This is a genomic window from Epilithonimonas bovis DSM 19482, assembly GCF_900108115.1.
Taxonomy (GTDB): Bacteria; Bacteroidota; Bacteroidia; order Flavobacteriales; family Weeksellaceae; genus Epilithonimonas; species Epilithonimonas bovis.
Genome location: NZ_FTPU01000024.1, coordinates 40,887 through 49,632 on the forward strand (window position 1 = coordinate 40,887; position 8,746 = coordinate 49,632).

The 8,746-nt window shown below is 39.0% G+C and carries 9 protein-coding genes and 1 pseudogene; 3 read left to right on the plus strand and 7 right to left on the minus strand.

Annotation, left to right across the window (positions count from 1 at the left end; translation table 11 throughout):
* Positions 1-16 precede the first annotated feature (16 nt).
* From atpH to B0B05_RS10870, 5 genes are all read right to left on the minus strand, one after another.
* Positions 17-553 (minus strand): ATP synthase F1 subunit delta, encoded by a 537-nt coding sequence (atpH, locus tag B0B05_RS10850; RefSeq protein ID WP_076783669.1) that lies wholly within the window; start codon positions 551-553, stop codon positions 17-19.
* Positions 554-558: 5 nt separating this feature from the next.
* Positions 559-1,053, minus strand: a complete 495-nt coding sequence (locus tag B0B05_RS10855; protein ID WP_076783670.1) for a F0F1 ATP synthase subunit B — start codon at positions 1,051-1,053, stop codon at positions 559-561.
* Positions 1,054-1,143: 90 nt separating this feature from the next.
* Positions 1,144-1,353 (minus strand): ATP synthase F0 subunit C, encoded by a 210-nt coding sequence (atpE, locus tag B0B05_RS10860; RefSeq protein ID WP_002664302.1) that lies wholly within the window; start codon positions 1,351-1,353, stop codon positions 1,144-1,146.
* Between the two features lie 36 nt (positions 1,354-1,389).
* Complete coding sequence (gene atpB / locus B0B05_RS10865) at positions 1,390-2,460, minus strand: F0F1 ATP synthase subunit A (protein WP_076783671.1); 1,071 nt, start codon at positions 2,458-2,460, stop codon at positions 1,390-1,392.
* An 82-nt stretch (positions 2,461-2,542) separates the two neighbouring features.
* On the minus strand, positions 2,543-2,908 hold the full coding sequence (locus B0B05_RS10870) for a hypothetical protein (protein WP_076783672.1): 366 nt from the start codon (positions 2,906-2,908) through the stop codon (positions 2,543-2,545).
* 610 nt (positions 2,909-3,518) lie between these two features.
* Here B0B05_RS10870 and B0B05_RS10875 point away from each other — a divergent pair.
* From B0B05_RS10875 to B0B05_RS10885, 3 genes are read left to right on the plus strand one after another with little or no spacing between them, the layout of a single operon-like run.
* On the plus strand, positions 3,519-5,498 hold the full coding sequence (locus tag B0B05_RS10875) for a KUP/HAK/KT family potassium transporter (RefSeq protein WP_076783673.1): 1,980 nt from the start codon (positions 3,519-3,521) through the stop codon (positions 5,496-5,498).
* A 26-nt stretch (positions 5,499-5,524) separates the two neighbouring features.
* Positions 5,525-6,004: a Fur family transcriptional regulator gene (locus tag B0B05_RS10880; RefSeq protein WP_076783674.1), complete on the plus strand. Its 480-nt coding sequence runs from the start codon at positions 5,525-5,527 to the stop codon at positions 6,002-6,004.
* Positions 6,004-7,752 (plus strand): OstA-like protein, encoded by a 1,749-nt coding sequence (locus tag B0B05_RS10885; protein WP_076783675.1) that lies wholly within the window; start codon positions 6,004-6,006, stop codon positions 7,750-7,752. Before B0B05_RS10880 ends, B0B05_RS10885 begins: the two co-directional genes overlap by 1 nt.
* Before the next feature lie 105 nt (positions 7,753-7,857).
* On the opposite strand, the gene B0B05_RS10890 is transcribed toward B0B05_RS10885, so the two are convergent.
* A complete protein-coding gene (locus B0B05_RS10890) occupies positions 7,858-8,361 on the minus strand; it encodes a hypothetical protein (protein ID WP_076783676.1) in 504 nt (167 codons plus the stop codon).
* Positions 8,362-8,427: 66 nt separating this feature from the next.
* A pseudogene (locus B0B05_RS16605) lies at positions 8,428-8,746 on the minus strand (IS5/IS1182 family transposase); the annotation flags it as partial.

Genomic DNA, 8,746 nt, shown 5'->3' on the forward strand with positions numbered 1-8,746 from the left:
TATGGTTCTTTTTTTCTTAATTAAGTTGAAATTCTTTTTTGATATTATTCAGTTTGGTTTTTACCGAAGCATCAATTTGCTGATCACCTACTCTTAGGATATATCCGCCAAGGATATCTGGTTTTACAACCGTTTTAAGATCATAATTGTCGACATTCACCATGTTTGAGGCGGCAATAATCTGCTGCACCGTCTGTGGTGATAAAGCAGTCGCCGTTACCAGAGAAATACGCTGTGTACCTCTGATATCCTCTACCTTATTAATAAAATCCTGAGCAATATTACTAAGCTGAGCCTCTCTGCCGTGTCTTATTACCAGCCTGATAATATTTTGCGATACTGTAGAAAAATCTTTAAAGATCTCCAAAGCAACCGCATCTTTTTTTCGGGCATCGATAAAAGGCGTATGCAAAAACTGATTCAGCTCTTTGGACTCGGACATGATTTTGACAATATCCTTCATCTCACCGAAGACAGTATCTGTATTACCGGACTCCTGCGTAAAATCCAATAAACCTTGTGCGTATCTTTTAGCTACTTTAGATGTTAACATCCTGATTAGTTAAGGTTTGATTTGTTTAAAATATTTTCTACCAAGGCATTCTGAGCACCATTGTTATCCAGCTTTTCTCTAAGAATACTTTCTGCGATGCTTACAGACAAAGAGCCAATCTGATTCTTGATATCTGCCATAGCTGCATTTTTTTCTGTCTCTATAGATTGTCTTGCTGCAGCAATCATCTTTTCTCCTTCAACTTTAGCACTGTCTTTTGCTTCGTTAACGATTTTATCCTTCATCTCACGGGCTTCTTTCAGGATGCCGTCTCTTTCTGCTCTGGCCTCACGAAGAATCCTCTCGTTATCTTCTTTCAGCTGTGCCATTTCCAGTTTGGCCAGCTTAGCCTGGTTCAGTGCATCGATAATCGTCACTTCTCTCTGGTTAACCGCATTAAGGATTGGTTTCCACGCAAAAGCTTTAAGAAGAACTACCAGTAGGATAAATACGACTGCAGTCCAGAAAATGTTACCAATAGAAGGCGTTAATAAATCCATTATATAATATTAGTATTAAAATGTTGTTGTTAATTAAATTAATAAAAGTATTCTATAAACCAACCGTTTATAGAATACTTTAGAAATCTCTTATCCGTTTCCTAGTAATGCTACTACGATACCGAAAAGACCAGCACCCTCGATAAGAGCGGCTGCGATAATCATTGCAGTTTGGATTTTCCCAGATTGTTCTGGTTGTCTTGCAATACCATCCATTGCAGAACCACCAATTTTTCCGATTCCTAATCCAACTCCTAGAACTGCTAAACCAGCTCCGATTGCTGCGATACTACCTGTCATAACTATATAATTTAAAAATGTTATTTTTTATTCCTATTAATGATCGTGTGCTGTTTCTACAGCCGATCCTATAAATAATGCCGTTAACATAGTGAAGATGTAAGCCTGTAATGCAGCCACCAATACTTCTAACACATAGATGAACAATGCCAATCCCAATGATACCGGCGTAATGGCGTAAGTTCCCATGATAAAAATAAGGGAAATCAAACTCATGATAATGATGTGCCCTGCAGTCATGTTCGCAAAGAGACGGATCATCAATGCAAATGGCTTGGTAATAATACCCAAAAGCTCTACAGGAACCAAAATAATATATACCAAAATTTTACCGGCAAATGGCATATTTTTCCCCAACGGGTCAATCATGTGCATCCAATAAGTTTTTGTACCGCTGAAGTTTACAATCAATAATGTAAATACAGACAACACCAAGGTAAATGCAATGTTACCTGTTGTATTAGCAGATCCTGGCAAAAGCCCAAGGATATTGAGTACCCAGATGAACAAAAACAAAGTCACCAGGTAAGGCACATATTTCTGATATTTTACAGACCCAATATTTTGTAAGGCAATCTCATCTCTTACAAATACGATGATCGGCTCCATAAATTTAGCAATACCAGAAGGCACATTAGATTTTTTGTAAGATGCAGCCGTCGCAAAACCAATAATCAACAATATCACCGCAGCCAAAAACATCTGCGCCACTACTTTGGTAATAGACAAATCTATCGGCATCTTATTGGTTGGATGGCCGTCGTGCTCTGTGATATCACCAGCAGCGTTGGTTTCATAAATCTTGTTATGAAAAATCTTATAATACTTACCATCTACCTCTGCCACTTCATCTTCATTATGACCAAATTTTGCAGAGCTGAATACCTTAAGGCCGTTATCAATCAATATAATTGGCAAAGAAAAGCCAACGGACTCATGACCTTCGCCCCACAGATGCCACGAATGAGAATCCTGAACGTGGTGCATGATAAACGGAACGGGATTATACTTCTCTTCTTTCTCTGCAAGCTCTTTACCTAAAGATTGCGCAAACACCTGCCCGAAAAGGAAAACAGTAAGAACAATGTACAGTTTTTTAAGACTCATAAGCCAAATAATTCTCAATTTTTTGCAAAAGTATAAAATTAATTCCAATCGCCCAGCATAAGCAGAGATTAATTACATGATATTAATCTTGTTTTTTTATCAGCTTTATAACGAGCAACATATCGGTCATCATATAAATCCAATATAAGATAAAATAAACCAATATATGATCAGAAAAGTCGGTCCTGAAGCGGTAAAAAAGATAGGCAACTGCAAAAAATTTAAAGATAATCAAACCTAAAAAAACAAATCCGATCCCTTTATATTTTGACGAATTATAAAACCCAAGAATGATCAGAAATCCTATCAAATTAATTGCGAACAGCCCGCTGTGAAGTGCAGGATTAACATCCAGACCAGGAATAAAATATTTAATCACCACGCCACAAATAAAACCCACCAGCAAAAAAATAAAAAGATAGCTGAGAGATGTTTTTAATCGATCCATAGACTGCAAAAGTAGAAAAAATAATATTCTGCGAACATTCACCAATATAGAAATCTGCTTTCACTTAATTTTTCACTATTCTTAATTTTAATAAATAATTAATGCGAAAATGTCAATACTTAACAGATGTAAGTTCCATGAACTATCTATGGCTTTGGTATGGCTTTACTATGGCTTTGCCATGAATGGGATATTGATAAAAGACAGCCAGAAAATCTGCCGAAAATAAAAAACGCTGAAAGGAAGCGTATTCACAGGTTTTCACTTTCTCATTTTTAACGTAAAACAACAATATATGGCGAACTACTCAAAGTAAAGCCAGAAGAAAAAAATTATGAATATGTAAATCCTGCAAATGATTGCATCCTATCAGAATTAGCAGGCATCTGACTACCAAGAACAGTAAAGAAACTAAATATAATGTCTGGTTATGATTTCATGAGAAAAATCATATCATCACAGCCGAATGATTATAAATCCAATTCAGTAAAGGATATCCTGTATTTTTAAACAGCGTTACTAGTATATATTGTTACATTTATGTCAAAATAATTCCTCTGTCTGTAAAATAATATAAATTTGCAGAATTGTTTTTCAACATCGCATAATTATGTCGCAAAATAGCAGTGGTCATTTTGACCTCAAAAAATTATCGTGGATAGGTGTCCTGGTTTCCTTAGGAATAGTCTTTGGAGACATTGGAACATCCCCACTTTATGTAATGAAAGCCATCATCAATGCCGGTAAAGCCGGTGGTGTTATTTCGGAAGAGTATATAGAAGGCGCGCTGTCATGCATCATCTGGACACTGACCCTGCAAACCACTGTAAAATATGTTATCATTGCACTAAGGGCAGATAACAAGGGCGAAGGAGGGATTTTATCATTATACTCGCTGGTCAAGCGTTTCAAGAAAAAATGGCTTTACCTGATTGCCATCATTGGCGCGGCAGCGCTTGTGGCAGACAGTATTATTACGCCGTCTCTTACTGTAATGTCCGCCATAGAAGGGCTGGAACTGGTAACGCACAAACCACCTGTTGTGCCCATAACACTTACCATTTTGGTTGTTATATTTGTAGTACAGCAATTTGGCACCAGTTTTATCGGTAAGTTTTTTGGCCCTGTGATGGTGCTGTGGTTTCTGGTATTGGGAGGATTTGGACTTGTTCATCTGGTAGAGCAGCCGGCAGTTTTGAAAGCCTTCAACCCTATATACGCCATCAAGCTTATTTATAATTCGCCAAGTGCCATAATTATTCTAGGTGCTGTTTTCCTTTGTACCACAGGAGCAGAAGCACTCTATTCAGACCTTGGGCACTGCGGTATCAAGAACATCCGCCTAAGCTGGGTATTTGTAAAAATCATGCTGATCCTCAATTATCTCGGTCAGGGTGCCTGGCTGTTGAGCAATTACCATGAAGTCTTCCGCGGGAAAAATCCGTTTTTCGGCATCATGCCGGACTGGTTCATCATACCGGGGGTTATCCTGGCAACTGCTGCGGCCATTATTGCCAGCCAGGCTGTTATCACGGGCGCATTCACCATGTTTTCCGAAGCGATGTCGCTCAATTTTTGGCCCAATCAGGAGATTGAGTACCCGTCTGGAATCAAGGGGCAGATGTATATCCCAAAAATCAACTGGGGAATATTGATTCTTTGCTTTATTGTGGTTATGTATTTCCGCGAATCCGGCCGAATGGAGGCTGCCTACGGACTCTCTATTACGGTTACCATGCTGATGACCACCATACTGCTGATTTTTTGGTTCCTCAAAACCAGAACCAAGAAGATCTGGATTGGGCTTTTTGCGTTGATATATATTGTTATAGAAGGTGGATTTTTCAGTGCCAACATCATCAAGTTTTTTGATGGCGGGTGGATTTCTGTTTTACTTGCCGGGTTTATAGGCGTTTGCATGTATGCCTGGTACAACGGGCGTATCATCAAGACAACCTTTATTAAGTTTGTAAAGCTCCAGAAATATGTCTCAACCATCAAGGATATGAAGCTGGATGAGACCATCCCAAAATATGCTACCAACCTAGCCTTTTTTAGCCGTGCCAAGCGGGATGACGAGGTAGAGTCCAAGATTATCTACTCGATTATCCGGGCTCAACCGAAAAGGGCGGATCACTATTTTATCCTTAATATTGTCAACCAGGAAGACCCTTACAGCTTCCGCTATCATATAGAAGAAGTTTTGCCGGGCACTATTTATAAAATTAATTTCCTTCTCGGCTTTAAGAGAGACCGGAGAATCAATGATTATTTCCAGCAGATCCTGAATGATATGATGGAGGATGGCACTATCCCTTCCCGCAGTTCCCACCCGTCACTCAGGGCACACAACATCCCGCCGGACCTCAAATTTGTGATTATTGATAATGTCTACATCAATGATATCCTACTGACCATCAGGGACAAAATCATCCTAAACATCTACAACTTTGTCAAGAAACTCGGCAGCAATGATTTTACAGCTTATGGTGTTGAGAGCCACAACGTTGTGGTAGAATCTGCTCCACTACTTGATCAGAAAATCGAAATAGAGAAAATACAGAAGGTGGAAAACCACCATTCTGATTAATCCAAAAAAATCGCTATTTTTGTACTATGGATACGAAACAAAAAGAGCTGAATGTAACTACTATAAAAGATGTTCTAAGACAATACCTTCAGGAAAAGGGCTTCCGCAACACGCCGGAACGCTATACTATTCTGGAAGAGATTTACAATATGGAGCACCATTTTAACGTGGACGACCTTTATCTGCTGATGATGCAGAAAAAATACCATGTCAGCAAGGCCACCATCTATAATACCATTGAGATTTTTTTGGATGCAGGGCTTATCAGAAAGCACCAGTTTGGTGAAAAAACGCTCAGTACCTCTTCTTACGAAAAATCTTATTTTGATAAGCAGCATGATCATTTGGTCATATACAAAACCGGTTCTGATAAAGAGATCGAAGAGATTATAGAATTTTGCGACCCGAGAATTCAGGGTATCAAAGATTCTATCGAGCAGGCATTTGGAGTAACAATAGATACCCATTCCCTTTATTTCTACGGACACAAGAAGTCTGATAATTAATGAAGAAATCCTTTTTTGTTTTTTTTTTGCTACTGGCTTTTGCCAGGTTCTTTTCACAGGTTGCTCCGGGGCAGAATACTGGCGTTGCAAAAGATCCTTTTTTTTCTAATGCTACTGCTAAGAAAGACCCTACCAAAAAAGTAAAACATATACACTCAGACACTGCAGGTGTAAGTCCTGAGAAATATGAGGGTAATATGGTATTCTCCGGCAACGTGCAGTTTGAGCATCAAGGCTCTGTGCTTACGGCGGACGAAGTAATTTTTTATCAGAAAGACAACTTTTTGAAAGCGATAGGCAATGTCGTGTTAACCACATCAGACGGCAGCAAAATTACTGCCGAAGAAATGGAATATGACGGCAATACGCAACGTGGAATCGCCCGCAAAAATGTGGTACTGACAGATCCTAAGCAGACCATCAAAACAGAAACACTCTATTACGATAAAATACCGAACACCGCCTACTTCAACACCGGCGGAACCATCTATACCAATGACGGTGCGGTGATGTACACCAAAGCCGCCACCTATTATCTCAACACCAAGATGATCGATTTTGTGGGCCGCTCTAATATCGAGACCGATAAATATACCATCGTCAGCGATAATATCAAACAAAACCAAAACACCGGCGTATCGGATTTTTTTGGCCCTACGACTATCAGAAGTAAAGAAAATCCAAGGAATTACGTTTATACAGAACTGGGCAGTTATAACTCGAAGACCAGCGAATCCTTCCTCAACAAAAATTCCAAAATCTACTATAACGATAAAATCTTATCGGGTGACAAGCTCTATTATAACCGCAACACCGGATTTGGTAAAGGCAATGGCAATGTAAGACTAGATGACCCTAAGGAAAACCGCTACATTATTGGTGGATATGGTGAGATCTATGAGAAAAAAGATTCGGCTATGGTTACCGATAAACCATATGCTGTTAAAATCCTCAGCAAAGATTCTGCTTATATTGCTGCAGACCGTTTCCTGAGTTTCCAGAAGCCGGATTCGGCCAATGCTCTAAAGAAAAAAAGCTTTTTGCGCGCTTACCGCAAAGTCCGTATTTTCAAAACCAATATGCAGGCGCGTGCCGATTCGCTCAGTTATAATGAGACCGATGGCGAGATGCACCTGATGAGACAACCTGTCCTGTGGATGGGCACCAAACAGATAACTGGAGACGAGATCCGTGTGTACAGCAATCCTGAAAAAGAAATCACAGACTCTGTGAGGGTTCTGGGGAATGCTTTTGCTATCAGCAAAGTAGACTCCCTGAACATGAAAGATGAGTTCCATCAGATCAAAAGCAAAAACATGGTGGTTTACCTAAAAGATAATGCCATAGATGTTGCCAAAGCTGTTGGTAATGCGCAGGCTATCACTTATGCTGATGATGAGAATCAGAAAACGCATGAGATCACGCGGATTGGTGTGGCACTCTCTACCTGCGGCGAGATTGTTGCAGAATTTGTAGAGAAAAAACTGGAAAATGTCTCCTGTAATATTGGCGCCAACCAGGATACTTACCCCATGAGTAAAATCTCCCGAGAGCAGCGTTTCTTCAAAGATTTTAACTGGAACACCAAAGACCGACCCCGGAAATGGAATGATATTTTTGTAGATACGCCCAATTATCCTGAGATCCAATACGAGTCGGACAACTCATTATTTAACCGTGCTGAAGCAGAGCGCAAGAAGCTTGAAGAGAAAAACAAACCTAAAACGCCAGTAAGAGTTAAGAAATAAAAGCCTTGTTTTCCTTTTTTTGCTGAAAGTCAGAGACTTTGCGCAACGGTGCTGATATTTCGGATTGCAAATATGCAACCTCTCGATTAGAAATATCATTTAATATTAAAACATCTCGTTTGCTATCATGTTGCATTGATTAATAAATCTCTCACAACGTTTTTCATAGCGATAAGCCTCACCCCAATCAATGTACGACAGCCCCTTATCATGTACATTTTCTACTAGATGAACAAATTCTCTGAAAACTAACTTGTCCTCTTCTGTGGTTCTTGGAAATATATCATTCGGGAAATACCAAAAGCTGCAACATAAATTATAAATATGACTTAAACTATTTTCGTAAGGTTTGAATCCATAAACAAGCTCAATTAAGCCACGACCAACATGTTCAATTGCCTTATTATGTAAAAGTACTTTAATCACAACCTCTTCTGAATCATCAATTGCATAACCACCATGGAAATAACCATTGGCATTGTTACTATTCTGTTGCCACACTTTTCTTGCTTTTTCAATCCCTTTCATTGTGCGAAATCCATCATTTCTATGAAATTTCCAATTATGAACTTTTAACCCGTTGTGAACAATCCTTTCTTTATTCTGCAATATTTTGTGAAAAAAAGGGGTATTTTTATCAAGCTGCTTCTGGATCTCATCATAAGTAGTCGTTCCTTAACAAAACCCACTATTTAATTTATTTTTAAAAACAGGATTAGAAAACAGCATAATTTGTATCTTATAAAATAAGAAAATAATTTTCTGTTTCAGTAGTTCCATCATTTTCTTCATGTTCCAAGCGGTTGCAGCTAGTAATGCATTGATTTGTGGTCCCGTTTCTCCCATGAAGTAATTTTTTGCCAGCCTAAAATCGGTTTTTAAATGTCCGATGATAGGTTCTATTGCCGCTCTGGTTCTAAATTTTTTGCGCTTTGTCTGCTTTTGATAAGCAGTGTCTTTTTTTCTTGGAGTGCTTGGGATGGAGATTTTCACG

Bases quoted from the DNA above. Each gene is read 5' to 3' on its own strand.
- B0B05_RS10885 (WP_076783675.1), top strand. From the start codon at position 6,004: ATGAAGAAATCCTTTTTTGTTTTTTTTTTGCTACTGGCTTTTGCCAGG.
- B0B05_RS10880 (WP_076783674.1), top strand. From the start codon at position 5,525: ATGGATACGAAACAAAAAGAGCTGAATGTAACTACTATAAAAGATGTT.
- atpE (WP_002664302.1), bottom strand. From the start codon at position 1,353: ATGACAGGTAGTATCGCAGCAATCGGAGCTGGTTTAGCAGTTCTAGGA.
- B0B05_RS10855 (WP_076783670.1), bottom strand. From the start codon at position 1,053: ATGGATTTATTAACGCCTTCTATTGGTAACATTTTCTGGACTGCAGTC.
- B0B05_RS10875 (WP_076783673.1), top strand. From the start codon at position 3,519: ATGTCGCAAAATAGCAGTGGTCATTTTGACCTCAAAAAATTATCGTGG.
- atpB (WP_076783671.1), bottom strand. From the start codon at position 2,460: ATGAGTCTTAAAAAACTGTACATTGTTCTTACTGTTTTCCTTTTCGGG.
- B0B05_RS10870 (WP_076783672.1), bottom strand. From the start codon at position 2,908: ATGGATCGATTAAAAACATCTCTCAGCTATCTTTTTATTTTTTTGCTG.
- atpH (WP_076783669.1), bottom strand. From the start codon at position 553: ATGTTAACATCTAAAGTAGCTAAAAGATACGCACAAGGTTTATTGGAT.